A 23966-nucleotide genomic window follows, 5' to 3' on the forward strand; every position below is an offset into this window, starting at 1 on the left:
ATTACATAGAATGCCGCCTGAAAACAAATCGTAATAATTCCCGGCGGCATGCACATTCCTGCACCACACCGTCTCCGGGGCCACCTCGCGAGGTCGAAGCGCATCATGAAGTCCCGTCCCGACGAGCTGAAGCTCGGTACATTCACCACCCTCTGCGGCGTGCTCGCCGCGAGCCCGGCATTCGCCGACGGCACGCCGCCCGCGGCCCCCGCCAGCACCGAAGGCCATCTCGCGCCGATCGAGATCCAGGGCAAGACCGAGCCCAGCTACAAGGCCGACTTTTCCGCTTCCGCGAAATTCACCGCGCCGCTCGTCGACACGCCGAAATCCGTCACCGTGATCCCGCAGGAACTGATCCGCAGCAGCGGCGCGTCGACGCTGACCGAAGCGCTGCGCACCGTACCCGGCATCACGTTCGGCGCCGGCGAAGGCGGCAACCCGCTCGGCGACCGTCCGTTCATCCGCGGCTACGACACGCAGGGCAGCCTGTTCGTCGACGGCATGCGCGACACGGGCGCGACCACGCGCGAGATCTTCAACACCGAGCGCGTCGAGATCACCAAGGGTTCCGACGGCGCCTACGGCGGCCGCGGCGGCGCAGGCGGCAGCATCAACCTGATCACGAAGGCCCCGCACCTCGGCACGACGGCCGCCGCGAGCGCGGGCCTCGGCACCGACCGCTACCGCCGCTTCACGGCCGACGGCAACTGGCAGTTCGCCGATCACGCCGCGTTCCGCCTGAACCTGATGAGCCACAACAACGACGTCGCCGGCCGCGACGCCGTCAACAACGAGCGCTGGGGCGTCGCGCCGTCGATCGCGTTCGGCCTCGGCACGCCGACGCGCGTGACCGCGAGCTACTACCACCTGTCGACGGACGACATGCCCGACGGCGGCATCCCGTACTTCTACACGACGTCGAACAAGCCCGCGAACGTCGACACGATCTATCCGGCGCCCGTCGACCGCCACAACTTCTACGGCCTGATCGACCGCGACTTCCGCAAGACGACGTCGGACATCAGCACGATCAGGATCGAGCACGACATCACGTCGTCGCTGACGATCCGCAACACCACGCGCTACACGGAATCGACGCAGGACTACATCTGGACGCAGCCGGACGACAGTCAGGGCAACGTGGTGAACGGCAAGGTCTGGCGCCGCAACAACAACCGCAACAGCTCGATCAACAGCCTCGCGAACCAGACCGAACTGTTCGGCGAATTCCGCACGGGCCCGTTCAAGCACAGCTTCAGTACCGGCATCGAGCTGTCGCGCGAATGGGGCAAGCGCGATTCGTACACGGTCGCGACCGACACCGGCAAGATCTGCCAGAAAGGCATCGGCGCCGCGTCGGGCTACAACTGCACGAGCCTGTGGTCGCCGAACCCGAACGACCCGTGGGCCGGTTCGATCACGCGCAACAACGACTACGCGCATGCGCGCACCACGACGAAGTCGATCTACGGTTTCGACACGATCGAGATCACGCCGCGCTGGCAGGTGAACGCCGGCGTGCGTGTCGACGACTACTCGACCCGCTTCACCGACACCAAGGCCAACGGCGGCAAGACCACCACCCGCGACGACACGCTGTTCAACTGGCAAGCCGGCCTCGTGTTCAAGCCCGAACGGAACGGCAGCATCTATGCGTCGTATGCGACGTCGTCGACGCCGGCCGGCATGATGCTCGGCGAAGGCAGCGAAACGCAGTCGCTCACGCCGGGCCGCGGCGGCGTCGGTGCGAACGCCGATCAGCTGTCGCCGGAAAAGAACCGCAGCATCGAGCTCGGCACGAAGTGGAACGTGCTGAACGACAAGCTGTCGCTGACGGCCGCACTGTTCCAGATCGACACGACGAACGCGCGCGTGACGCTGCCGAACAACCAGTACGCGATGGTCGGCAACAAGCGCGTGCAAGGCCTCGAACTCGGCCTCGCGGGCCAGATCACGAAGCAGTGGCAGGTGTTCGGCGGTTACGCCTACATGAAGAGCGAGCTGCGCGACAACGGCAAGGACCGCGCGAACAACGGCAACCGCTTCCCGAACACGCCGAAACACAGCCTCACGATGTGGTCGAACTACGACGTGACGCCGAAGTTCACGGTCGGCGGCGGCGCGTTCTACATGTCGGAAGTGTTCGGCGATCCCGCGAACCTGCGCGCCGTGCCGTCGTACTGGCGCTTCGACGCGATGGCGCAGTACCGGATCAACAAGAAGCTGGATCTGCAGCTGAACGTGAACAACCTGTTCAACCGCACGTACTTCGATCAGGCGTATCCGGCGCACTATGCGTCGATCGCGCCGGGCCGCTCGGCGTTCGTCACGCTGAACGCGCGCTACTGATCGATGGAGGCCGTGTCGCTGAAGGCGCTCGCGTCGGTATCGCCGCGCGAGTTCGCCGACATCCTGGCCGGGCCGCCCGAGCGCGCCGCCGCGTGGGTCGCGGCGGCCGCCGGCCACGGCATCGTCGATGCGCAGGCCGTCTACGGGCAGTACCTGCTCGACGGGCACGGCGTCGCGCGCGATCCGGCGGCCGCGTTCGACTGGTTCCGGCATGCGGCCCGAGCCGGCCATCCGATGGCGATGAACATGCTCGGCCGCTGCTACGAGTTCGGCTGGGGCACGGCCGCCTGCGCGCCGGTCGCCGTGTACTGGTACCGGCTCGCCGCGCAGGCGGGGCTCGACTGGGGCATGTACAACTACGCGACGGCGCTCGCGCTCGGCAACGGCGTCGACGAGAACCGCCCCGACGCGCTCGACTGGTTCCGCCGTGCGGCCGCGCTCGGCCATGCGAAGTCGATCAACCTGATCGGCGGCTTCTACGAGGATGGCTGGGTCGTACCGGTCGACACCGGCGCCGCGTTCGACCACTATCGCCGCGCGGCCGAAGCCGGCGACTTCCGCGGCCAGTTCAACTATGCGCGGCTGCTCGCCGAGCGCGGGCACATCGACGAAGCGCTCGACTGGCTCGCGCGCGTGCCGGCCACCGCGACGCCCGCGTTCGTCGCGAAGATGCGCGCGTATCTCGCGTCGTCGCCGGTCGACGCCTTTCGCTCGGCAGCCATGCAACTGGCGCCGCACCCGATGGAATCCGCATCATGATGCTTCATGTCCCCGGTGTACTGACCCAGGCGCAGGTCGCGCAATGCCGCGACCTGCTCGATGCCGCCGAATGGGTCGACGGCAACGCGACGTCCGGCGCGCAGTCGGCGCTCGCGAAACGCAATCGGCAGTTGCCGGAAGGCTCGCCCGTCGCGCGTGCCGTCGGCGACGCGATCCAGGATGCGCTCGCGCGCCATCCGCTGTTCTTTTCGGCGGCGCTGCCGTTGAAGGTATTCCCGCCGCTGTTCAATCGCTATGCCGGCGGCGAGACGTTCGACACGCACGTCGACAACGCGATCCGGCTGCTGCGCGGCACCGATTTCCGCGTGCGCAGCGATCTGTCGGCGACGCTGTTTCTCGCGGAACCCGATGCGTACGACGGCGGCGAGCTGTGCGTCGAGGATACGTACGGCGTGCATCGCGCGAAGCTGCCGGCGGGCGATCTCGTGCTGTATCCCGCGTCGAGCCTGCATCACGTGACGCCGGTGACGCGCGGCGAGCGCGTCGCGTCGTTCTTCTGGATCCAGAGCATGGTGCGCGACGACGGCGACCGCACGCTGCTGTTCCAGCTCGATACGCAGATTCAGGCGCTTTCTGCGGAAAAAGGCGCGAAGGATCCGATGGTCATTGCGTTGACGGGGATTTATCACAACCTGTTGAGGAAGTGGGCCGATGCGTAGCGCGAACCGGTAACGCCGCCCTTTCCGGCGCCACGCGTTGCGCACGCGTGACGCCCGGCGCTTGCGTCGGGTCGAAATGCGGGCCTAAAATGACCATCGTCAAATGACCATGCTCATATCATGATGCCTCACGCTCCCGTATCGAAATCCGAATTCAAGGCTCGCGCACTCGAATACTTCCGGCTCGTCGAGTCGTCGGGCGAAAGCCTGATCGTCACCGATCATGGCAAGCCGACGCTCGAAATCCGGCCGTATCACGCACGCGAGGCTCAGCCGTTGGACATATTGCGCGGCTCGGTCATGCGCTACGACAATCCTCTCGATCCGATTGCGGAAGATGATTGGGAGGCGTCGCGGTGATCGTGCTGGATACGCATGCATTGGTGTGGTGGGCGGCGGGCGACGCATCGCTCAGCAAGAAAGCGCGCAGCGCGATCGATCGCGCACGCAGCGAAGGCGGGCTCGCCGCGTCCGCGATCTCCGCGTGGGAGATCGCCATGCTGGTGCGCAACGATCGCCTCGCCCTGACGATGGATGTCGACGCGTGGCTCGCCACCGTCGCGCAGATCGACGGCATGCGGTTCGTGCCCGTCGACGCCGACATCGCCGCGAAATCCACCGACCTGCCCGGCACGTTCCACAAGGATCCGGCCGACCGCATGATCGTTGCAACCGCGCGGCGGCTCGGCGCGCCGCTCGTCACCCGAGACGAAAAAATCCGCGCGTACGCGCACGTGAAGACACTCTGGTAAGCATCGCCCGCCTGCGGGCCCAATCGTCGCGCGTCCCCGGCCGGACTCTGGCATATTGACGATTCGTCTGACCAGAACGACCACGGCCGCCTCACCCCATCGGTTCGTGGCCTGCCACCGTCGTCGCGCCACTTGCCCGCTACCGTGATATCGCTCTCCGATCCCGCCGTCCGGTCGATCCCCCTGATGGAGTCGCACGAAGGGTTCGTCGATCTCGCTTCCTTCGATGAACGCATCGCCGTCGACCACTCGCGCAGCGTCGTGGCGAACACGAGTCCGCATTTCCTGAAGGTTCGCCGCGGTGTCGCGCAAAGGCTGACCGCCGCCGCGCACGCGCTCCCGGCCGGCCTGCGCCTGTATGTGAAGGAAGGCTATCGCCCGCTCGCCCTTCAGCGCGAATACTTCGCCAGCCACCTCGCGGCGCTGCGCGCGACGCTGAATCCGCTGCCGTCCGACGACGTGCTGGTCGAACTCGCGAGCCACTATGTCGCGCCGCCCGAGGTCGCCGCTCACCCGACCGGCGCCGCCGTCGACCTCACGCTGATTTCGGCAGACGGCGTCGAAGCCGACATGGGCAGCATCATGAACGCCACCGACCAGGAATCGTCCGGTGCGTGCTACACGCACAACGCGTTCATCAGCCGCCCGGCCGCACGCAACCGCCAGATATTGAGCGCCGCGCTGGCCAGCGCCGGCTTCACGAATTACCCGTCCGAATGGTGGCACTGGTCGTTCGGCGATCGCTATTGGGCCCTCATCAAGAACGAATCGCACGCCATTTACGGTCCTGTCGAGGAAAGCATGCTCGACGAGACATCGCGATGACAGTCTTGCCGGCCTGACGGGCGCGCCTCGGTAACATCCTCACTTGCCGATCCCCGCCCGCTCCCGCACAATCGCAGCACCTGCCTCACTCCCCCCGCGCCGATGTCCTATGCATCACTTGCCACCGGCGTCCTGCTCGCGGGCGGCCTTGGTCAACGCTTCGACCCGAGCGGCCTGCACAGCAAGCTGCTCGCGGTGCTTCCCGACGGTACGCCGGTGGCGGTCGCCGCCGCCCGCCGTCTCGCGGTGGCCACGGCCGACGTGATCGCGGTCGTCCGTCCCGGCGCCGAGAAACTCGCGATTCTGCTGAACGAAGCCGGCTGTCAGGTCGTCTATGCGCCCGACGCGTTGCGCGGCATGGGCGCCAGCCTCGCGGCCGGCGTCCGCACGGCGCCCGACGCAAGCGGCTGGCTCGTCGCGCTCGCCGACATGCCGTGGATCGCCGCGGCCACCTACGAAACGGTCACACGCGCGCTCGAAGCCGACGACGCCTCGATCGTGGCGCCCGCCTATCGCGGCGTACGCGGCCATCCGGTCGGTTTCGCCGCGCACCATTTCGATGCGCTCGCCGCCCTCGACGGCGACACGGGCGCCCGCGCGCTGTTCGCCAGTGCGCCGGTGAAACTGCTCGAGGTCGACGATCCCGGCATCCTGCGCGACGTCGATACGCCTGCGGATTTACGCTGACCGCGATCGCGCGGGAGCCCGCGCCCGGCACGATCCCGCACGCAAACGGCCCACGCGCGAACTTCCCCGACGCTCGCCGACCGGCGGCAACAATCCCGCTGCAAACGTGCGCCCGATTGGCTATAACGGAGACGAGGCGCACCCGCCGCGCCGCCGTCACGCACTGCGCGAGTTCTCCATGACCGACCACACGACCCCGACGCCCGAGCCCCCGGCCGACCCGAACCGCGATCCGGAAGACGACCCGCTGTCGTCGCCGCCCGGTCATCACGACAACCCGCAACAACCGGACGGACCGCCGAGCAAGGACCCGGTTTAGCCGCGCATCGGCTGCCGCGCGCCTTCATGGCCGCGTTTCCGTCATGCGCGATCGCCGCGTGACGCGGCCTAGCGCGCCGTATACCCGCCGTCGACCGGCAGCGACACGCCGCTGATCATCGACGCCGCGTCGCTCAGCAAAAACAGGATCGGCTCGACGACTTCGTCGGGTTCCGCAAAGCGCCCGAGCGGAATCGCGGCCAGCATCGGCGCGCGCTTCTCCGGCTCGCTCCACGCGAACTGCGCCATCGGCGTGAGCGTGACGGTCGGGTTCACGCTGTTCACACGAATGCCGTGCGGCCCGAGTTCGATGCACAGCACGCGCGTGATCGCGTCCATCGCCGCCTTCGACGCGCAGTAGCTCAAATGCGCGGGCAGGCCGACCAGCGCGGCCTGGCTCGACACGTTGACGATGCTGCCCCGTGCACGGGCCGCGCCGCGCGCGTCGCGTTCGATCATCTTCCGCGCGACGGCGCGCGCGACGAGCGCCGCACCGCGCGCATTGACGGCCATCACGCGATCGAACTGTTCGGCGCCGACCTCGAGCGCCGGTTCGAGCGACGCGATCCCCGCGCAATTGACGAGGCCGTCGAACGCATCGTGCGCGGCGAGCGCCGCGTCGATCGCACGCTCGTCGCCGCCGACGTCGATGCGCAATGTCTCGCACGCGGTCTCGCCGGCCAGCGCCTCGAGCGCGGTCATGTCGCGCGCCGCCGCGACGACCCGCGCACCGGCCTGCGCCAGCGCGACCGCGCACGCGCGCCCGATCCCGCTCGATGCCCCCGTGACGAGCACCCGCGCACCACTGAAATCGAATCGTGTGTTCATGATGTGCCCAGCCTGTGCATGATCGGCTTGAGTGCCGGATACAGCCCCGAGTAGAGCGAGAAACGCGCGTCGTACGTCGCGGCGCGGCCGGCGTCGGGCCGCGCACGCTCGACGAGCGTGACCCAGCCCCCTTGCGCCTCGTCGTGCGGCACGAGCCCCGCCCCGACCCCCGCGAGCAGCGCGGCGCCCATCGCGGCTTCGACGTCCTGCTCGATCGTCCACACCGGAAAACCCGTCACGTCGGCGATGATCTGCATCCACAGCGCCGAATGCGCGGCGCCGCCGACAACGATCAACCGGTCGTCCAGCGCAACCGCGCCGCGCCGGCCGGCCTCGATGTTGTGGCGCAACGCGAACGCGACGCCTTCGAGCACCGCGCGATACAGGTGCGCGCGCGTATGCGCGAGACTCAGCCCGACGAATGCGCCGCTGGCCTTCGCATCCCACACCGGGCTGCGCTCGCCCATCAGATACGGCAGGAACAGCACGCCGTCGGCGCCGGCCGGCACGCGTTCGGCCGCCGCCTCGAGCAGCACGTGCGGATCGCCGTGCGGCAGCAGGCGCGCCGCATCGATTTCCGCCTGGCAGAACTGGTCGCGGAACCACGCAACCGACGCGCCGGCCGTGATCGCGCCGCCGAACACGTACAGGTCGCGCTGCCCGTCGAACACGTGCGGCATGCTGACGAGCCCGTGCCGCGCATCGACATGCCGGCTTACGTAGCCCCAGCACATGCTGGTGCCGATCATCGCGACATGCTGCCCGGTACGCGTCGCGCCGGCCGCGAAGGTCGCGACGGCCGCGTCGACACCGCCCGCGACGACGGGCGTGCCGGCCGGCAGGCCGAGCTGCTCCGTCCACTGCGACAGCAGCCCGCCGACGATCTCCGTCGAATCGACGAGCCGCTCGGGCATCATCGTCGCCGGAATGCCGAGCATGTCGAGCGCGTCGTCGGACCACTCGCGGCGCGCGACGTCGTACACGCCGCCGATGTTGCCGGCCGAACTGTGATCGACCGCCACTTCGCCGGTCAGCAGGTAGATCACGTACGCGTTCGGCGGCAGGAAATAGCGCACGTTCGCCCACACGTCCGGCCGCTGGCCGCGCAGCCACAGCATCTTCGTGAAACCGTAGTAGCTGTCGACGCCATTGCCCGTGATCACGCGCAGCCGCTCGACGTTCACGTGTTCGTTGACCCAGTCGACTTCCGCGGTCGCGCGCCGGTCCATCCAGATCAGGCACGGATGCAGCGGCCGCATGTCGATGTCGACCGGAATGCCCGAGCCGCCGTACAGGCTGCTCACGCACACCGCGCGGATCGCAGCGGCCGGCACGCCCTGCGCACGCGCGTCGCGCACGCACCCCGCGATGCACTCGAGCACCGCGTCGAACCAGACCTGCGGCCACTGCTCGGCCCACAGCGGGCGCGGCGTATCGGGCTGGTAGCCGGCCGCGTGCCGCGCGACGATCGCGCCATGCCGGTCGACCAGCAGCGCCTTGGTGCTCTGCGTGCCGATGTCGACGCCAATCACGTATTCCATGATGTCTCCGGTAACGCGCACGCCGGCCGCATCAGCGGACCGGCTTCAGCAGCACCTTGATCGATTCGGGCGATTTCGCGACGCGGATCGCGTCGTCCCAGTCCTCGAGCGCGAAATCGTGCGTGACGATGCCTTTCGACGTGACGAGCCCGCGCGCGAGCAGGTCGATCGCGACCGGATAGCAGTATGGCCCCAGGTGCGCGCCGCGCACGTCGAGCTCCTTGCGGTCGCCGATGATCGACCAGTCGACCGTCGCATCCTCGCCGAACACGCTGAATTCGACGAAGCGGCCGAGCTTGCGGATCAGGTCGAGCCCCTGGTTCACGCCGACCGGCGCACCGGTCGTCTCGATGTACACGTCGCAGCCGTAGCCGTCGGTCAGCGCGCGGACGATCTCGCGCGCATCGTCGCGCTTCGGGTTGATCGTCACGTCGGCGCCGTACTGCCGCGCGAGTTCGAGCCGTTCGTCGATCAGGTCGATCACGACGAGCCGCTTCGGCGTCTTCAGGTGCGCGACCTGCGTCATCATCAGCCCCAGCGGGCCCGCGCCGGCAATCACGACGACGTCGTCGAGCTGGACGTCACCGCGGTTCACGGTGTGGATCGCGCACGACAGCGGCTCGATGATCGCCGCATCCTCGAGCGATACGCCGAGCGGGATCTTGTGGACGATCGCGGTCGGCGGGATGCGCATGTAGTCGGCCATCCCGCCGTCGGCGACCTCGCGCTGGAAGCCGAAGATGTTGTGCACTTCGCACATCCAGTACTGGCCCGACTTGCAATAGCGGCACTTGCCGCACGGCACGATCTGCTCGGCGATCACGCGGTCGCCCGGCGCCACGCCGAAATGCTCGGCCGCGCCTTCGCCGAGCGCTTCGACGTAACCGAAGAATTCATGGCCGGGAATCACGGGCGCCTTCACCCACGGGCTCGGGCCGCCCCAGAACATCTTCGCGCCGGTATAGCACTTGCAGTCGCTCGCGCAGATCCCGCACGCGGCGATGCGGATCACGAGCTCGTTCGCGCCGGGGCGCGGCTTCGCGACCTGCTCGACGCGGTAATCCTCGGGGCCGTGGCAGACGACCGCGGTCATCCGCGGCTGGGCTTCGGGTGTCGTCATGAGTTGTCTCTTTCGTTGATGATTCGGAAGACCGATGAATCGATCGTTACCGCGACCGTTCGCGGCTGATGTAGATCGCGAGCAGGATGATTCCGCCCTTGATCACGTTCTGCACATACGGGTTCACGCCGATCATGTTCAGCCCGTTGTTGAGCACGCCGAGCAGCAGCGCGCCGACCAGCGTGCCGAGGATCGCGCCGCGCCCGCCGGAGATCGACGTGCCGCCCATCACGACGGCCGCGATCGCGTCGAGCTCGAAGCCGACGCCCGCGTTCGGCTGCCCGCTCATCAGCCGGCCCGTCAGCACGATCGCGGCCAGCGCCGACGTGACGCCGGCCAGCGTGTAGACGATCAGCTTCACGCGCGCGACGCGCACGCCGGTGAGCCGCGTCGCCTGCTCGTTGCCGCCGATCGCATACACGTAGCGGCCGAACGGCATGCGGTCGAGCAGCAGCCACGCGATCGCGTACACCACCAGCATGATCAGCACGGGCGCCTGGATGCCGAGCACCTTGCCGCTGCCGAAGAACGCGACCCAGTCGGGCAAGCCGTCGATCGGATAGCCGCCCGTATAGATCAGCGCGAGGCCGCGCGCGATGCCCATCGTGGCAAGCGTGACGATGATCGGCGGCATCCCCGCGAACGCGACGAACACGCCGTTCAGGAAGCCGAAGCCGAGGCCGACCGCGATGCCGATCGCGAGCGCGGCGACCGCATTGACGCCCGCGACCATCAACCCGGCCGCGAGCGTGCCCGACAGCGCCATCACCGAGCCGACCGACAGGTCGATCCCGCCGGTCAGGATCACGCAGGTCATGCCGACCGCGATGATCGCGTTGATCGACACCTGGCGCAGCACGTTCTCGAGGTTCGCGGCGGACAGGAAGCTCGGGCTCGCGATCATCATCGCGATGCATACGACGATCAGGCCGACGAGCGGATAGAACAGCGTCGAGCGCCGCAGCTGCGTCCACAGCGCGCGTGGCGGCGGCGCGTCGCCGGCCGTCGCCGCGAGCGTCGTGGAAGGCGTGGAAGAAGAATCAGGCAGGTTCATGGGTCGCTCCTCGCGTGCCGGCCGTGGCATAGGTCATGACCGTGTCGGGATCGATCTCGTCGCCGGCGAGCGTCGCCTCGATGCGTCCTTGCCGGAATACGGCGACGCGATCGCACATGCCGACGATTTCCGGCAGCTCGGACGAGATCATGATGATGGCGTAGCCGCGCGCGGTGAGTTCGCGCATCAGCCCGTAGATTTCGGCTTTCGCGCCGACGTCGATGCCGCGCGTCGGCTCGTCGAAGATCAGCACCGACGTGTGATGGTTCAGCCAGCGCGCGATCACGACCTTCTGCTGGTTGCCGCCGGACAGCGTCGCGACTTCCGTGTGGATCGACGGCGCCTTCACGCCGACGCGCCGCATCACGTCGTGCGTCGTGCGCGCCTCGCTGCCGCGGTCGATCAGCCAGCGCATCGACCGGTACTTGCCGAGATTGTTCAGCGAGATGTTGTCGCGGATCGAGAACGACGTGACGAGCCCTTCCGTCTTGCGGCTCTCCGGCAGGATGCCGATACCGGCGCGCAACGCATCGGCCGGATCGGCGAGCTTCGCCGCCGTGCCGCGTACACGCACGTCCTTGCGGTGCGCACGCGTCGCGCCGATCACCGCGAGCGCGGTCTCGGTGCGGCCCGAGCCGACCAGCCCGGCGAAACCGAGAATCTCGCCGGCTCGCAACGTGAAGCGGTTCACGGGGCCGTCGCGCTCGATCTGCAGCGCGTCGACTTCGAGCACGGCCGGCGCGTCGCTCGGCAACCTGGGCTTCGGCGGAAAGCTGCTCTCGATCCGGCGGCCGACCATCATCCGCACCAGTTGCTCGACGTCGGTGCGCGCGACGTCGGTCGTCGCCACGTACTGGCCGTCGCGCAGCACCGTGATGCGGTCGCACACCGCGAAGATCTCGTCGAGATGGTGCGAGATGAAGATCATCGCAACGCCCTGGCGCTTCAGCTCGCGCATGATCGCGAACAGGTGCCCGGCCTCGGCCGGTGTGAGCGTGGCGGTCGGCTCGTCGAGGATCAGGATGCGCGCGTCGAGCAACAGCGCCTTGCCGATCTCGACGAACTGCTGCTGCGCGACCGACAGCGCGCGGATCGGCGCATCGAGATCGATCGCGACGCCCAGGCGCGCGAAGATCGCGGCGGCCGCGCGGCGCATCCGCTTGCGGTCGCGCGCGCCCCAGCGGTTGCGCAACTCGCGGCCGAGGAACAGGTTGTCGACGGCATCGAGGTGCGGAATCAGGCTGAATTCCTGGAACACGATGCCGACGCCCGCCGCGACCGCGTCGTGATAGTCCGCGAAATGGCGCGCGGTGCCGTCGATCTCGATCGTGCCGGCATCCGGCTGATGAATGCCGCACAGGATCTTCATCAGCGTCGACTTGCCCGCACCGTTCTCGCCGAGCAATGCATGAATCTCGCCGCACGCGATGTCCAGATGAATGTCGGACAGCGCCTTCACGCCCGGAAAGCTTTTCGTGATGTGGCTGAGCCTGAGTATCGTGTCCATCGGCTTCTCCGTGCGAAGGGCCTCGGCCGTGCCGCCGCCCTTCGCGTCGCGTCGCACGTCGTTCACCAGCTGAAGCCCTTCGCGTTGCCGCGATCGACCACCTTCACGTCGACCGGGATCGCCTTCGGCACCGTCGCGCCCCACTTGCGCGCCATCGCGATGCCGAGCGCGATGCGCACCTGGTCGGCCGGGAACTGCGCGGTCGTCTCGATGAACTTCGAGTTCGGCTTCTGGATCGCGGCGATCGCCTCGGGCGCGCCGTCGACGCTCGTCAGCTTGATGTCCTTGCCCGACCCTTCGATGGCCGCGAGCGCACCCATCGAGCCGCCGTCGTTCACGCTGAAGATGCCCTTCAGGTTCGGATGCGCGGAGATCATGTTTTCGGTGACCGACAGCGCGGTCGCGCGCTCCTGCTTGCCGTTCTGCGTGTCGACCAGCTTCACGTTCGGGAATTTCGCGAGCCCGGCCTTGCAGCCGCGCACGCGTTCGAGGATCGGCACGACCGGGATGCCGTCGAGGATCGCGACCTCGCCGCTGCCGCCGATCGCCTTCGCGAGGTATTCGCACGACATCACGCCGGCGTCGTAGTTCTTCGAGCCGACGAACGAGTCGACCGGGCCGTTCGCGTTCGCGTCGACGGCCACCACCACCGCGCCGGCCTTCTTCGCCTGCGTGATCGCCGACTGGATGCCGGTCGAGTCGGTCGGGTTCACGAGCAGGATGTCGATCTTCTTCTGCAGCATGTCCTCGACGTCGCTCACCTGCTTGCTGACGTCGTGATGCGCATCGGTGACGACGACCTGCGCGCCGATCGACGCGGCCGCGTCGTTCAGCGCCTTCTGCATCGTCACGAAATACGGGTTGTTCAGCTCCTGGAACGTCATGCCGATCCGCAGCGGCGCGGCCTGCGCGGCCATGACGGGCAGCCACGCCGCGGCGGCGAGCGCGGCAACGGCCGCCATGCGGGCGGCGCGACGGGGGAATGAGGCGGGCGATGCGTGCGTCATGACGGTGTCTCCAGAATTGTGTGCGGCTTTTTCGTGGGTGAATACGCCCCTCGCGACGTGAACGGCGCGATCGGCTGGGTGAAACGGAGGGGAAACTCAGGCGGGCAACGGCCTGGCGATCATCCGGGCTGCGGGGCGAGTTCGGGCGCGCCGGGCGTCAGCACGCGCGGCGGCATCGGGTTGCCGGTCGGCGCCGCATGCAGCGCCAGGTCGCGGCTGCGTGCGTTCAGGCGCTGCAGCGCACGGAATTCGGACGGCGCCATCCCCTTCACCGCGCGGAACTGGCGGTTGAAGTTCGACACGTTGTTGAAGCCGGCCTGGAAGCAGATGTCGGTGATGTTCGCGTCGTCGGCGAGCAGCATCTGGCACGCGGATTCGATCCGCAGACGATTCACGTACTGGACGAACGGCATGCCCGTCTGGCGATGGAACGCGCGCGAGAACGCGCTGACGCTCTGCCCGGTCAGCTGCGCGAGATCGGATTCGCGCAGCTCGGACGCGAGGTTCTTGCCGATATACGACAGCGCGTGGCTCAACCGCGTCGGCGTGACGTCGGTCTGGTCGTACGCGGGACTCGCGAGCAGCGTGCGTTCGGCCGCGCCGCACAGGCGTTCGAGGATCGTCATGAACAGCGCGATGCGGCGCATGCCGCGCGCCGCCAGCAATGCGTCGAACAGCGGCGCGATCGCGGCACTCGTCGCGGCGTCGAAACCGACTCCGCGGCGCGCATCGTCGAGCAGCGCCTGCGCGTCGCGGCATTCGGGAAACGCGTCCATGCAGCGCCGGACGAACGCCGGGTCGAACTGGATCACGAGATTGCGGCGCTCGACGGTTTCGCCTTCGGCCATGTCGCTGACCCAGTTGTGCGGCAGGTTCGGGCCGAGCAGCACGAGATGGCCGGGGCCGAACGAGCCGACGTGATCGCCGACGAAATACTTGCCGTGCGTCGCGACGATCAGGTGCAGCTCGAATTCGGGATGGAAATGCCAACGGATCGTGCGATACGGATAGCCGTGCGACCAGACCTTGAACGACTCGTCGCGTCGCACGTCGACCACTTCGAGATCGGGGTGCATCATGTTGGCGTCTCCATTCCCATGTATCGCTGGCCGGCCTGTTCGGCGGCGCGCCGCGTGTTGCCGCGTTCCGCGCGGCGACGCGACCGGTCGCATGGGAAGCAATGTAGGTCGATCGCGTACGCGGCTCCACCAACTTTACGCCTGATTTCCGATACTTTTTTGCGCGATCCGGCCGCAAACGGCGCCGGACGGCAAATTTGTGCAGTGCGGAACGGCCGTGCGGCCGCCCGCGCCGGCGCCTACGCGCTCGCGTGCTCGCGCGCGGTGCGCACCTCGTACGCTTTCAGGTGGTTGTACGCGATCCGCAGCAGCGACAACGCGTCGGCCGCCTGCGGGTCGCGCCGCGCGAGCAGGTCGCCGATCACGTGATCGGCTTCGACACGCGCATGGTTCTCGACGTCGCGGAGCATCGACGCGGTGAGCGGCGACGGCGTCAGCACCATCCGCTGCATCCGTTCGATGGCGACCGGATCGGGCCGGTGGCCATTGTGTTCGGCGATCGCGCTACATTCGGCGAGCATCGTCTCGAGCAGGCGGCGGCCATCCGGCGCGGCCAGAATGTCGCCGACCGAGCCGCGAAACAGCGACGTGCTCGCGGCGAGCGTGGCGAGGAACACCCATTTTTCCCACATCCGTGCGGCGACGTCGTCGCTGAGCGTCGCGTCGAAGCCCGCGCCGCCGAGCACGTCGGCAACCACCCGCACGCGCGGCGATTCGCCGCCGGCGAGCTCGCCGAACGTCACGCCGTGCGTATCGTTCAGGTGCACGATGCGCTGCTCGCGATCGAGCGTGGCCGCGATCACGCACAGCCCGCCGAGCACCTGCGCGGCGCCGAAGCGCTCGCGCAGCACGTCGAGGTGGCGCATCCCGTTGAGCATCGGCAGGATCAGCGTCCGCGGCCCGACGAACGGCGCGAACGACGCAATCGCGTCGTCGAGGCTGTATGCCTTGCAGCTCAGCAGCACGAGGTCGAACGGCGCAATGCCCGCGTTCGCGTCGGCCGCGCGCACCGTCTGCACGTTCGCCAGCGTCAGGTCGCCGCGCGGGCTGCGGATCAGCAACCCGTCGCGTGCCAGTGCCGCGGCCCGGCCGTCGCGCACCAGGAACGTCACGTCACGCCCTGCCGCGGCCAGCCGGCCGCCGAAGTACCCGCCGACCGCGCCGGCCCCTACCACCAGAATTCGCATCGTTGCCTCCTTTCGGTTTCGTTCAGCGCCCGCGCCGGCGCCAGCCCGGGCGCGCAGCGCGTACACCATCGCCCGACAGTATAGCGATACCCTTTATGCATATGCATAGATACCCTTACCGGCAGCGAAGGGATGGGCGGCGGCACCGATTCCTAGGGATAACCCGTCTACGGTAACGCGCATCGAGCGCCGTCAAGATACTTATCCCGTCACGCCGCCCCGGCGAGCCTCCTCGACTGACCGACCACACACCATGCGCAACCTTTCGCTGAATCAGAAACTCGCCTCGATGATCGTCATCCTGTGGCTCGGCCTGCTCGTGATCGCCGGGCTCGGCGCATGGCAGACGCGCGCGTCGATGATCGCGGACCGCCGCGACCAGTTGGCCTCGCTGGTCGCGCAGGCCGCGAGCGTGACGGACCATTACTACAAGCTGTCGCAGCAGAACGCGCTGCCGGAAGCGGATGCGAAGCAGAAGGCGCTCGAGGCGATCGCCGCGATGCGTCACGGCGCCGACGGCTACATCTCGATCAACGATTCGAAGCCGGTGATCGTGATGCATCCGATCAAGACCGATCTCAACGGCAAGGACGTGTCGAACTTCACCGACCCGGACGGCAAGCACCTCTTCGTCGAGATCGTGAAGGCCGGCAACGCCGAGGGCGGCAAGGGTTTCGTCGAATATCTGTGGCCGAAACCGGGCGCCGACAAGCCGCAGGAGAAGACCAGCGCCGTGCAGCGCTTCGCGCCGTGGGACTGGTATCTGGTGACGGGCATGTACATGAACGACGTGCGCACGGAGGTGCTCGCGAGCATCGGCCGCTGGTTCGCGATGACGGCCGTGCTCGGCGCGATCGCGACTGCCGTGATGGTGATGGTGCTGAAGAGCGTGCGCGCGAACCTGGGCGGCGAGCTCGAAGTCGCGCTCGACGCCGCGCAGCGCATCGCGCAAGGCGACCTGACCGCACGCGTGACCGTGAAGCAGGACGATCGAGGCAGCCTGCTGCATGCGCTGTACACGATGCAGGGCGGGCTGATCGACATGGTGTCGCGCGTACGGACCGGCACCGAGAACATCAACGTCGGCGCGAGCGAGATCGCGTCCGGCAACACGGACCTGTCGCAGCGCACCGAGGAACAAGCGGCCGCGCTCGTGCAGACCGCGTCGAGCATGGACCAGATGACCGCGAACGTGAAACAGAACGCGGACAGCGCCGCGCAGGCCGCGGCACTCGCCGGCCAGGCCGCGCAGGTCGCGACGCGCGGCAGCGCGGTGGTCGACGACGTCGTGCGGACGATGAACGAGATCACCGACCGCTCGCACAAGATCGGCGACATCATCGGCGTGATCGACGGCATCGCGTTCCAGACCAACATCCTCGCGCTGAACGCGGCCGTCGAGGCGGCGCGCGCGGGCGAACAGGGCCGCGGCTTCGCGGTGGTCGCGGCCGAAGTGCGCTCGCTCGCGCAACGCTCGGCGACGGCGGCGAAGGAAATCAAGTCGCTGATCGTGTCGTCGAACGAGACGGTCGAACACGGCGCGGCGCTCGTTTCCAACGCGGGCGAGACGATGTCCGAGCTCGTGCAGTCGGTGCGGCGCGTGAACGAGATCCTCGACGAAATCAGCCATGCGTCGCGCGAGCAGAGCGCCGGGATCGAACAGGTCAATCGCGCGGTGGGCGAGATGGACCAGGTCACGCAGCAGAACGCGGCGCTGGTCGAACAGGCGGCGGCAGCCGCGCATTCGCTGCGCGATCAGGCCGAGGCACTGCGCGACGCCGTCACGCGGTTCGCGTTGCCGGCCTGAAGACGCCCGGCGGGCGCGGGCATGCTCAAGCGGCGCCGCCGGCCGGCAGCGCGCCCGCCCCGCCGCCGAGCCCCAGTCCGGCCGCCCGCTGGATCAGCTCGACGTCGTTGCTCGCGCCGAGCTTCTTCATCGCGCTCATCTTCTGCGCGCTGACCGTCTGCTTGCCCTTGCTCAGGCGCTGCGCGATCGTCTTGATCGGCACGCCCGACAGGTACAGGCGAATCACCTCGATCTCGCGGGCCGTCAGCTTCACCGGCGCCTCGCCGCGCTCGCCGAGCGTGTCGAGCGCGCGCCTGACGACCGGCGACAGGTACGCGCCGCCGCTGTAGCTCGAATGGATCGCCGTGACGATGTGGCCGACCTCGTCGAACTTGCTGACGACGCTCACGCCGCCGGTCGCGATGATCGACCGGAAAATCAGCGGATTCTCGTTCGCGACCAGCGCGACGATCCCGACGTTCGGCCGCGTGCGGCGCAGCCAGTCGAACAGCGCGAGGCCGTCCATCCGCGCGTCGCCGCGGATCGCATAGTCGACCAGCACGACATCGCAGTCGACCGCGCCGAGCGACGCGACCAGTTCGGCCGTGCTCCGGCAGACCGCGACGAGCTCGATCGCGCAGGCGCTGCCGGCGACCTGCTCGATGCCGGCCAGCGTCAGCGGCCAGTCGTAAGCGACGACGATGCGAACATTGAATTTCCTCATGCGCAGTTCCTGGTGGTTCGCCGGCCGCGCGGCGCGGTACGCGGGCGGCCGGCCAAGCGTTGAAAGGATGGGCAGGCTATTTTTAGCCTGCCACCCGATTCTAGGAAGCCGTGCGCGGGCGGGATATCGGACGGCACGTGGATCGGCCGCCGGGGAGGTAATACAAGTTTGATATTTGCGCGGGTTCAGGCGGCCGGCGGCCAGCGGCGACGGTCGCGGCATCGGCCCGATGGCCAAGGTTGCGCGCCATGCGGTCGCCAGCAGGTAAAATTACGGTCTTTGCATGCCACTCCGGGCTCGCCGGCGGCGAGCGATGCGCCGCTACCGGCCGCGCGCCACCGCCCTTTTGCCGGCTGCCCGCACTCGCCCCTTTCCTCATGACCGACTCCGATCTGCAATCCGACGACACCTCCATCCACGAAGACGGCCTCTGGCGCGACAACGGCTGGACGGCCCGCATCATCAAGAACGAAGACGACGACGGCTGGGCCGTCGAGATGATCAAGGACGGCGAGTCCGAGCCCGCGCTCGTCGGGCCGTGGACGATGGGCCGCGACAAGAAGAATCCGAAACCGATGGACGCGAACGCGTTCCGCACGCTCGTGAAAACCGCGACCGAGGTGCTGATGCGGCACGAGCAGCAGCGGCGCGCGATGCTGCACAAGGAAGTGACGGTCCAAGGCGACGACGGGCAGGAGGTATCGGTGACGCTCGACATCGTGCCGGACGAGTTCGAGCCGTACGCGCAACTGAAGGCATTCGATTCGTATGGCGAGCTGCTGGCCGAAGCGAAGGTGTCGGCCGGGTTCAAGCTCAACAAGGCCAGCGCGGAACGCTGGGTCGCGTCGGGCTTCGAGCGGCCGGCCTGAGCGGGCGCGACGCGCCGGCGCGCGCGATCAGGTGCCGGCGCCCTGCTCCGCACGCGCGAGCCGGCGCGCCGCCAGCTTGCGCCGCACGAACTGCTCGAACTGCTGCGTCGCGACCTCCGGATCGCGCGCGGCCAGCCCGAGCGCGTTGCGCACGAGCTGGATCGGCGTCAGCACGATGCCCCACGGCAGCCCCCACCAACCGAGCGCGGCCGACGCGAGCAGCGCGAGCACCTGCTTCCGGCGTCCGCAGCGGCGGCAACACACGTGGCGCCGCGTCGCCCAGCGGGTGACGAACACGAGCGACACGACGCGATGCGACGCATGGACGTCGACCGGCCGCCCTTCGCGCAGGCAGATCGGGCACGGCCCGTAGCGCCAGTCGTCGACATACTGCCGGACTTTCGCGTCGGGCACCCGTTCGGCCTCGACGATGATCGGATGCGCGCGGGCGCACACCCGGCTGCAATAGCGGCGGCCGTCGATCGACCGGCCGCCGACCAGGAACGTCCTGCCGCAGTGACTGCACTCTGTCACGATAACCCTCGGATAAGCGTGATGCGCCGCGTGTCGGCCGCAAGCGCGGCGATGCGCCGGCGGTCCGCACGGGTCATTTCCTGTCTTAACGGCCGCTGTCGCGCAGTCTTGAGCGCCGCGCACCGGCGCCCATCAGCCGTGCAGCCCGTGCGCGGTCATCAGGCGGTACAGCGTCGCGCGCGAAATGCCCAGTTCGGCCGCGACGTCCGCATGCTGGTGGCGGTTGCGCAGCAGCGTTTCCTCGATCGCGCGCCGCTCGGCCTGCCGGCGCGTTTCCGCCAGCGTCGGCGGCCGCCGCGACGTGTACGCATGCAGTTCGAGATCGGCCGCCGAGATCAGCGGGCCGTTCGTCATCACGACCGCGAACCGGATCCGGTTGATCAGCTCGCGCACGTTGCCCGGCCAGGGATAGTTGTGGATCGCCTCGACCGCGCAGGGCGTGAAGCCGCGAATCCGGTGCGAACCGTCGCCGCGATAACGCCGCAGCACGTAATCGGCAAGCAGCATGATGTCGCGGCCGCGTGCGCGCAACGGCGGCTCGTCGATGCGCAGCACGCACAAGCGGTAGTACAGATCGGCACGGAACCGCCCTGTTCGCATCGCGGCCTCGAGATCGACGTGGGTCGCCGATACGATCCGTACGTCGACCGCGATCGACTGGTGCCCGCCGAGCCGCTCGATCTTGCCCTCCTGCAGGAATCGCAGCAGGCTCGCCTGGCTCTCGAACGGCATGTCGCCGATCTCGTCGAGAAACAGCGTGCCGCCGTGCGCGGCCTCGATACGGCCGATCTTGCGCTGGTGCGCGCCCGTGAAGGCGCCGCGCTCGTGGCCGAACAGTTCGGCCTGCAGCAGCGTGGACGGGATGGCCGCGCAGTTCACGGCGACGAACGGCGCATCGGCCCGCAGTGACTGCTGATGGATCGCCGCCGCGGTCAGCTCCTTGCCGGTGCCGGATTCGCCGGCGATGAACACGGTGGCGTCCGTGTTCGCGACCTTGCGGATCGTCGCGAACAGCCGGCGCATCGCGTCGCACGAGCCGATCATCGCGCCGGCGGGCGGCACGCCATCGGCAGCCGGGTCGCCGTCCGCGAGCTTCAGCATCCCGTACGCATGGCCGACCAGATAGCCGATCGTCGTATAGGCCGTCGCGTTGCGCACGTAGTCGAAACAGCAACGACGGATCAGGCGCGCGATCGAGAGGTCGCGCAGCCGCTCGCCGTCGGCGAGCGCGACCCAGCCGACGCGCGAGTCGCGCAGCAGCGCCTCGAACGACGCGATGTCGGGCGAACCGAAACTGCCGAAATCGACGATGCCGGCATGCGGGCGGTTCGCCTTGACGAGATTCAGTGCGTCCGCAACGGTTTTCGCGCGCCACACGTCCCAACCGCGCGACGCCAGGCAGTCGGCGAGCGCGGCGTCGTGCCGCTGCGACAGGTAGACGAGCGGCCGCGACGGCACCGCATGATTGCGCCGGGCGGCGACGAACGACATCGCGCCGGCCTCCCTTTCGACATCCTGCGGGCCCGACACTCTCAGCTGGCAGCAATAGTTCACGATGGCCTCGCCGCGTAGGGTTGGTTGTCGGAACGGCCATTGCCGGATCGCATGCGGCGGGGCCCGTGGTCCCGCGGCGCGGCGCCGCCCCGTCCTCGAATCGATGTTTCGTTATCGGCAGAACACGACGCGCTGCGTGTAGATCTGCGGCTCGATGGCCGGCTTCACCGACGTGTTGAGATCGTCGCGATAGGCATGGTAGGTCTTGCCGTTCACCGTCACGTCCTCGGCCCGGGCCGTCTCGATCCTGTCGAGCCCGCTGTGCTGCCACCCGCTCACGCGGTCCGCCGCCGTCACGCTCGACTCGCCGGCGATCTTCTGCGTGATCGCGCTGCCGTCGCTCCACGGCTGCGTCTGCATGTCCTCGGCATGCTGCATCGCGCCGACCGTCTTGCCCGTCGACGTCGGGTCGTTCTGCGCTTCGAACGGCGCGCCGCGACCGTATACCGGCGACTTCCACGACGGCGCATGACCTTGCTCCGGCATCATGTAGACCATCTGCGGATCGCCGATCATCACCATCGGCGCGCATGCGGTGTTGTCGGCGCGGCCCAGCGTCGTCAGCGCCTGCTGAACGCTCACGGCATTCGCGGCGGTCTGCTCGCTCAGGATCACGAACACCGCGGGATTCTGGAAAACCGTCTGCGCAGCGGCTTGCACGCTGACCAGCAGCAAAGCGACCAAAAAGATCCTCATGATTGAGGCCTCCTTGCATCCTCGTCAGGCAAAAAGAGGTGTTGATCTCGGGGATGGGACCAACACCCGTCCAACCGGAAACGTCCATCGGGCATCGGGGCCGGGCGCCGGCCGGGCGACCGGCATTCGGCCGCGCGGCAGACAGCCCCGCGTGCTTACGACGACGTGCTCGTCGAGATGACGGCCGGCGCCGGCGCAACCGGTGCGGCCGGTGCGGCCTGCTGGTCGACCGTGGCCGGCGGCAACGCCTGGGCCGGGTCGCTCAACGCCGGCATGTCGGCGGCGGGCGCAGCCGGTGCGGCAGCGGATTCGGCCGCTTCTGGCACCTTCGCGTCGGCAGTCGGCATGTCGGCCGGCGCTGCTGCCTCAGGCAGCGCGGCTTGCGGAGCGGGCGCTTCGACAGTCGCTTGCGGCGCCGGCTCGGCAGCCTTTGCATCGGCTGCCGGCGCCGTGACGACGGCAGCGGCCGGCATCGGTTCGGCAACCGGTTCGCCTGCGGCCTGCGCTGCGTTGTCGGTGGCGGCCGGCATCGGCTCCGGTGCCTTGTCGGCGACGGGCTGCACGGGTTCGGGCGCCTTCGTGTCGGCAACCGGCTGCGCGGGCTCGGGCGCCTTCGTGTCGGCAACCGGCTGGGCGGGCTCCGGCGCCTTCGTGTCGGCAACCGGCGTGGCAGGCGCTTGTGATGCCTTGTCGGCCACCGCCGGCGCGGCAATGACGGCCGCAGCCGGCACGGCTGCCATCGCGGCTGCCGGTACGACCGCGGCGGCAGGCGCGGCGGCGACGGCAGGTGCCGCAGCAACCGCGGGCGCCGCTGCCGCCGGTGCAGCCACTGCCGGCGCCGCGGCGGCAACAGCGGGCGACGCGACCGCCGGGGTGGCCGCGGCGACGGCCGGGGCGGCGGCGACCGGCGCGACCGCCGGCACCGGAATCGGAACCGGCACCGAAACAGGCGCTGCCTGCACCGACGTCGTCTGGATCGGACGCGTCGGCGCGGATGCCGGCGCGGCCGAGCCGAGCGGCGGCAGGCCCATGCGGTCGCGCACGATCGGGTCGCGATACTTCACGTCGTCCGCGACGGTCGCTTCCACGCTCGGCGCCACGTTCGAACGCGCGAGCGGCGCGGTCGTGCCCGGGCACAGGTGGCCGGTCGCTTCCACCGCGCGCCGGTTCGCATCGCTCTGGCACAGCAGCGCGAGCGCCACATCGGTCAGGCCCATCGCACGGAATTCACGCGCATCGAGACGCCGGACGCAGGCCTGGTCGACCAGCGTCGTGCCGCCCGTCGCGCCGAAGCCCGGGAACGACACACCGACGCTCACCGAACCCATGCAGGTATCGGACAGCGTGGTCGTGAGGCCGGGCGCCTGGATCGACGGGTTCGTCTTGATCGTCTGCGTACCGGAGTAGTTGACGTTTTCCGAGGTCTGGGTGTTGTACGGGTTGGTGCCGGGCGCGCCCGACGACTGCAGCGACTGCGGCGTCACATTCGTGCCGCCGCTGGTGCTGGACGGCATCGTCACGTTGACGTTCACGCTCGAATTGCCGCTGCTGCGCACCCCGCTGGAGCTGGTGGCATTGCCGCCGCGCGAGCTCGTGGTGTTCGTGTTCATGCTCGAACCGCCACCCTGGCTGACGGCCGTCGACGACGTCGAGGACTGCGCGCTCGACGTCGAGTCGGCGGTTTGCGCGTGGGCACCGATCGTGGTCATCGCGAACATCGCCGCGCATGCCACCTTGATCCTGTTGCTGTTCATTTCACTCTCCGGACGAGGTTTGACCTCCGACCCAGGCAACCGTACTAATTCCCCTGAATGCCTTCAGTTTTCGCTGCTTCCCCGAACTGCTTCCAGCCGCTGCCCAGCTGGGACCACGAGCCGGCCGACACGCCCTGCCACTGCTGGGCATCCGGTCCGCCGATGGCATTGCCCGACGAAAGCGTTTGTTGTTCTGACGGTTTGGTTGTCTGGTCAGGATTGTTTGACGTCTGCATAGTCGATTGCCCACCATCGGCAGCACGGTCAGCGCCATACGCCGTCAGAGACGCGAACATCAGAGCGGCGGCAATCAGGTTCTGCTTCATGCCAACTCCTTACGTGACAACAATGCGGAA

Annotated in this window: 24 protein-coding genes; 10 read left to right on the top strand and 14 right to left on the bottom strand. The window is 68.4% G+C overall.

Annotated elements, in window-relative coordinates:
- Nucleotides 1–105: 105 nt before the first annotated feature.
- The 8 genes from VXM69_RS11405 to VXM69_RS11440 all read left to right on the top strand — a co-directional run bounded on the left by VXM69_RS11405 (nt 106) and on the right by VXM69_RS11440 (nt 6371).
- Complete coding sequence (locus VXM69_RS11405; RefSeq protein WP_367188616.1) at nt 106–2349, top strand: TonB-dependent receptor; 2244 nt, start codon at nt 106–108, stop codon at nt 2347–2349.
- A 3-nt stretch (nt 2350–2352) separates the two neighbouring features.
- Nucleotides 2353–3108: a tetratricopeptide repeat protein gene (locus tag VXM69_RS11410; protein ID WP_034189434.1), complete on the top strand. Its 756-nt coding sequence runs from the start codon at nt 2353–2355 to the stop codon at nt 3106–3108.
- Nucleotides 3105–3788, top strand: coding sequence for a Fe2+-dependent dioxygenase (locus VXM69_RS11415; RefSeq protein WP_034189433.1), 684 nt, complete (start codon nt 3105–3107; stop codon nt 3786–3788). The genes VXM69_RS11410 and VXM69_RS11415 overlap by 4 nt, the downstream gene beginning before the upstream one ends.
- Nucleotides 3789–3908: 120 nt before the next feature.
- Complete coding sequence (locus VXM69_RS11420) at nt 3909–4148, top strand: type II toxin-antitoxin system Phd/YefM family antitoxin (RefSeq protein ID WP_048245635.1); 240 nt, start codon at nt 3909–3911, stop codon at nt 4146–4148.
- Nucleotides 4145–4540: a type II toxin-antitoxin system VapC family toxin gene (locus tag VXM69_RS11425; RefSeq protein WP_059556955.1), complete on the top strand. Its 396-nt coding sequence runs from the start codon at nt 4145–4147 to the stop codon at nt 4538–4540. The genes VXM69_RS11420 and VXM69_RS11425 overlap by 4 nt, the downstream gene beginning before the upstream one ends.
- 186 nt (nt 4541–4726) lie before the next feature.
- Nucleotides 4727–5365: a M15 family metallopeptidase gene (locus VXM69_RS11430; protein WP_051701010.1), complete on the top strand. Its 639-nt coding sequence runs from the start codon at nt 4727–4729 to the stop codon at nt 5363–5365.
- A gap of 102 nt (nt 5366–5467) precedes the next feature.
- A complete protein-coding gene (locus tag VXM69_RS11435; RefSeq protein WP_034189431.1) occupies nt 5468–6052 on the top strand; it encodes an NTP transferase domain-containing protein in 585 nt (194 codons plus the stop codon).
- Nucleotides 6053–6230: 178 nt separating this feature from the next.
- Nucleotides 6231–6371: a hypothetical protein gene (locus VXM69_RS11440; protein WP_021158153.1), complete on the top strand. Its 141-nt coding sequence runs from the start codon at nt 6231–6233 to the stop codon at nt 6369–6371.
- 68 nt (nt 6372–6439) lie between these two features.
- On the opposite strand, the gene VXM69_RS11445 is transcribed toward VXM69_RS11440, so the two are convergent.
- The 8 genes from VXM69_RS11445 to panE form a co-directional block, all read right to left on the bottom strand.
- Nucleotides 6440–7198 (bottom strand): SDR family oxidoreductase, encoded by a 759-nt coding sequence (locus VXM69_RS11445; RefSeq protein ID WP_367188617.1) that lies wholly within the window; start codon nt 7196–7198, stop codon nt 6440–6442.
- Nucleotides 7195–8739, bottom strand: a complete 1545-nt coding sequence (locus VXM69_RS11450) for an FGGY-family carbohydrate kinase (RefSeq protein WP_367188618.1) — start codon at nt 8737–8739, stop codon at nt 7195–7197. Before VXM69_RS11450 ends, VXM69_RS11445 begins: the two co-directional genes overlap by 4 nt.
- A 31-nt stretch (nt 8740–8770) precedes the next feature.
- Nucleotides 8771–9859 (bottom strand): alcohol dehydrogenase catalytic domain-containing protein, encoded by a 1089-nt coding sequence (locus VXM69_RS11455; RefSeq protein WP_059556778.1) that lies wholly within the window; start codon nt 9857–9859, stop codon nt 8771–8773.
- Nucleotides 9860–9905: 46 nt separating this feature from the next.
- Complete coding sequence (locus VXM69_RS11460) at nt 9906–10913, bottom strand: ABC transporter permease (RefSeq protein ID WP_367188619.1); 1008 nt, start codon at nt 10911–10913, stop codon at nt 9906–9908.
- Nucleotides 10900–12420, bottom strand: coding sequence for a sugar ABC transporter ATP-binding protein (locus VXM69_RS11465; protein ID WP_367188620.1), 1521 nt, complete (start codon nt 12418–12420; stop codon nt 10900–10902). Before VXM69_RS11465 ends, VXM69_RS11460 begins: the two co-directional genes overlap by 14 nt.
- 62 nt (nt 12421–12482) lie before the next feature.
- Entirely contained in the window at nt 12483–13427 is a 945-nt protein-coding gene (locus tag VXM69_RS11470) for a substrate-binding domain-containing protein (RefSeq protein WP_069245968.1), read from the bottom strand.
- Nucleotides 13428–13546: 119 nt separating this feature from the next.
- Entirely contained in the window at nt 13547–14506 is a 960-nt protein-coding gene (locus tag VXM69_RS11475; RefSeq protein ID WP_034189425.1) for an AraC family transcriptional regulator, read from the bottom strand.
- 239 nt (nt 14507–14745) lie between these two features.
- Nucleotides 14746–15693 carry a 2-dehydropantoate 2-reductase gene (panE, locus tag VXM69_RS11480; protein ID WP_367188621.1) on the bottom strand — a complete coding sequence of 316 codons (948 nt, stop codon included), beginning with the start codon at nt 15691–15693 and terminating at the stop codon, nt 14746–14748.
- 253 nt (nt 15694–15946) lie between these two features.
- Here panE and VXM69_RS11485 point away from each other — a divergent pair, with 253 nt between their 5' ends.
- Nucleotides 15947–17500, top strand: coding sequence for a methyl-accepting chemotaxis protein (locus VXM69_RS11485; protein ID WP_367188622.1), 1554 nt, complete (start codon nt 15947–15949; stop codon nt 17498–17500).
- Between the two features lie 25 nt (nt 17501–17525).
- Here the strand turns inward: VXM69_RS11485 and VXM69_RS11490 are convergent, their stop codons facing one another.
- Nucleotides 17526–18203, bottom strand: a complete 678-nt coding sequence (locus VXM69_RS11490; protein WP_049030065.1) for a response regulator transcription factor — start codon at nt 18201–18203, stop codon at nt 17526–17528.
- 377 nt (nt 18204–18580) lie between these two features.
- Here VXM69_RS11490 and VXM69_RS11495 point away from each other — a divergent pair, with 377 nt between their 5' ends.
- Nucleotides 18581–19072, top strand: coding sequence for a hypothetical protein (locus VXM69_RS11495; protein ID WP_034189422.1), 492 nt, complete (start codon nt 18581–18583; stop codon nt 19070–19072).
- Nucleotides 19073–19099: 27 nt separating this feature from the next.
- On the opposite strand, the gene VXM69_RS11500 is transcribed toward VXM69_RS11495, so the two are convergent.
- The 5 genes from VXM69_RS11500 to VXM69_RS11520 all read right to left on the bottom strand — a co-directional run bounded on the left by VXM69_RS11500 (nt 19100) and on the right by VXM69_RS11520 (nt 23936).
- Nucleotides 19100–19606: a hypothetical protein gene (locus VXM69_RS11500; RefSeq protein ID WP_034189421.1), complete on the bottom strand. Its 507-nt coding sequence runs from the start codon at nt 19604–19606 to the stop codon at nt 19100–19102.
- Nucleotides 19607–19738: 132 nt separating this feature from the next.
- The gene (locus VXM69_RS11505) at nt 19739–21160 is read right to left on the bottom strand and encodes a sigma-54 dependent transcriptional regulator (protein ID WP_124607708.1); all 1422 of its coding nucleotides are present in this window, start codon (nt 21158–21160) and stop codon (nt 19739–19741) included.
- 111 nt (nt 21161–21271) lie between these two features.
- Entirely contained in the window at nt 21272–21856 is a 585-nt protein-coding gene (locus tag VXM69_RS11510; RefSeq protein WP_367188623.1) for a hypothetical protein, read from the bottom strand.
- Nucleotides 21857–22011: 155 nt separating this feature from the next.
- Nucleotides 22012–23610 carry a chemotaxis protein CheA gene (locus tag VXM69_RS11515; RefSeq protein WP_367188624.1) on the bottom strand — a complete coding sequence of 533 codons (1599 nt, stop codon included), beginning with the start codon at nt 23608–23610 and terminating at the stop codon, nt 22012–22014.
- A gap of 44 nt (nt 23611–23654) precedes the next feature.
- Nucleotides 23655–23936: a hypothetical protein gene (locus tag VXM69_RS11520; RefSeq protein WP_069707110.1), complete on the bottom strand. Its 282-nt coding sequence runs from the start codon at nt 23934–23936 to the stop codon at nt 23655–23657.
- Nucleotides 23937–23966 lie beyond the last annotated feature (30 nt).

The sequence above is a fragment of the Burkholderia sp. Ed8 genome (genome assembly GCF_040761425.1).
In the GTDB taxonomy this organism is placed as follows: domain Bacteria; phylum Pseudomonadota; class Gammaproteobacteria; order Burkholderiales; family Burkholderiaceae; genus Burkholderia; species Burkholderia seminalis.

Coding starts and splice junctions, on each gene's coding strand:
- VXM69_RS11485 (WP_367188622.1), top strand. CDS start 15,947: ATGCGCAACCTTTCGCTGAATCAGAAACTCGCCTCGATGATCGTCATC.
- VXM69_RS11420 (WP_048245635.1), top strand. CDS start 3,909: ATGATGCCTCACGCTCCCGTATCGAAATCCGAATTCAAGGCTCGCGCA.
- VXM69_RS11430 (WP_051701010.1), top strand. CDS start 4,727: ATGGAGTCGCACGAAGGGTTCGTCGATCTCGCTTCCTTCGATGAACGC.
- VXM69_RS11445 (WP_367188617.1), bottom strand. CDS start 7,198: ATGAACACACGATTCGATTTCAGTGGTGCGCGGGTGCTCGTCACGGGG.
- VXM69_RS11470 (WP_069245968.1), bottom strand. CDS start 13,427: ATGACGCACGCATCGCCCGCCTCATTCCCCCGTCGCGCCGCCCGCATG.
- panE (WP_367188621.1), bottom strand. CDS start 15,693: ATGCGAATTCTGGTGGTAGGGGCCGGCGCGGTCGGCGGGTACTTCGGC.
- VXM69_RS11520 (WP_069707110.1), bottom strand. CDS start 23,936: ATGAAGCAGAACCTGATTGCCGCCGCTCTGATGTTCGCGTCTCTGACG.
- VXM69_RS11515 (WP_367188624.1), bottom strand. CDS start 23,610: ATGAACAGCAACAGGATCAAGGTGGCATGCGCGGCGATGTTCGCGATG.
- VXM69_RS11460 (WP_367188619.1), bottom strand. CDS start 10,913: ATGAACCTGCCTGATTCTTCTTCCACGCCTTCCACGACGCTCGCGGCG.
- VXM69_RS11405 (WP_367188616.1), top strand. CDS start 106: ATGAAGTCCCGTCCCGACGAGCTGAAGCTCGGTACATTCACCACCCTC.
- VXM69_RS11490 (WP_049030065.1), bottom strand. CDS start 18,203: ATGAGGAAATTCAATGTTCGCATCGTCGTCGCTTACGACTGGCCGCTG.
- VXM69_RS11415 (WP_034189433.1), top strand. CDS start 3,105: ATGATGCTTCATGTCCCCGGTGTACTGACCCAGGCGCAGGTCGCGCAA.
- VXM69_RS11440 (WP_021158153.1), top strand. CDS start 6,231: ATGACCGACCACACGACCCCGACGCCCGAGCCCCCGGCCGACCCGAAC.
- VXM69_RS11410 (WP_034189434.1), top strand. CDS start 2,353: ATGGAGGCCGTGTCGCTGAAGGCGCTCGCGTCGGTATCGCCGCGCGAG.
- VXM69_RS11450 (WP_367188618.1), bottom strand. CDS start 8,739: ATGGAATACGTGATTGGCGTCGACATCGGCACGCAGAGCACCAAGGCG.
- VXM69_RS11465 (WP_367188620.1), bottom strand. CDS start 12,420: ATGGACACGATACTCAGGCTCAGCCACATCACGAAAAGCTTTCCGGGC.
- VXM69_RS11510 (WP_367188623.1), bottom strand. CDS start 21,856: ATGAGGATCTTTTTGGTCGCTTTGCTGCTGGTCAGCGTGCAAGCCGCT.
- VXM69_RS11435 (WP_034189431.1), top strand. CDS start 5,468: ATGTCCTATGCATCACTTGCCACCGGCGTCCTGCTCGCGGGCGGCCTT.
- VXM69_RS11495 (WP_034189422.1), top strand. CDS start 18,581: ATGACCGACTCCGATCTGCAATCCGACGACACCTCCATCCACGAAGAC.
- VXM69_RS11475 (WP_034189425.1), bottom strand. CDS start 14,506: ATGATGCACCCCGATCTCGAAGTGGTCGACGTGCGACGCGACGAGTCG.
- VXM69_RS11455 (WP_059556778.1), bottom strand. CDS start 9,859: ATGACGACACCCGAAGCCCAGCCGCGGATGACCGCGGTCGTCTGCCAC.